This is a genomic window from Kurthia massiliensis (genome assembly GCF_000285555.1).
GTDB lineage: Bacteria > Bacillota > Bacilli > Bacillales_A > Planococcaceae > Kurthia > Kurthia massiliensis.
Window position 1 is genome coordinate 1 of record NZ_CAEU01000077.1, and the last position, 722, is coordinate 722.

Annotated in this window: 2 pseudogenes; both read right to left on the minus strand. The window is 56.8% G+C overall.

Annotated elements, in window-relative coordinates:
* Window positions 1-548: pseudogene (istB, locus tag KMHG_RS16965) on the minus strand (IS21-like element ISSen3 family helper ATPase IstB); the annotation flags it as partial.
* Window positions 545-722: pseudogene (locus tag KMHG_RS18560) on the minus strand (IS21 family transposase); the annotation flags it as partial. The pseudogenes istB and KMHG_RS18560, both read right to left, overlap by 4 nt.

The window sequence follows — 722 nt, forward strand, 5'->3', positions numbered from 1 at the left end:
CCTCCTGACTGAACGGCAGATAACCTATTTCATCGATAATGAGCAGTTTCGGGGCCATGACACCGCGATTGAGTGTCGTTTTGTAACGCCCCTGACGCTGGGAAGTCGACAGCTGTAACAGCAGGTCCGCTGCTGTTGTGAAGCGAACCTTGATGCCCGCCCGTACTGCTTCGTAGCCCATGGCTATCGCCAGATGTGTTTTCCCCACGCCCGAGGGGCCCAGTAACACGATGTTTTCGTTACGTTCGATGAAGCTCAGGGAGCGCAGCGACTGGATTTGCTTCTGAGGTGCGCCGGTGGCGAAGGTGAAGTCGTATTCCTCGAACGTCTTCACCGCCGGGAAGGCTGCCATCCGTGTGTACATCGCCTGTTTACGCTGATGCCGGGCCAGCTTCTCCTCATGTAACAGATGCTCCAGGAAGTCCATGTAGCTCCATTCCTGATCCACCGCCTGTTGCGACAGTGCTGGCGCGGCGCCCGATAAGGCTGTCCAGCTGCAGCTGTTCGGCAAGCACCATCAGCCGCTGATGTTGCAGTTCGACCATTATGCGGCTCCTCTGCAGAACGAGTCATAGATGGAGAGCGGATGATGCTAAACGGCTGCCTGTCGAAGGTCACCAGGCTTTCATCAACCTGCACGTCATACTGTTTTTTCCCCGGTGGCAGTGCCAGCATGGATTGCTGTTCCTCCACCCAGACGATCACAGGGGCGGGTCTGGATA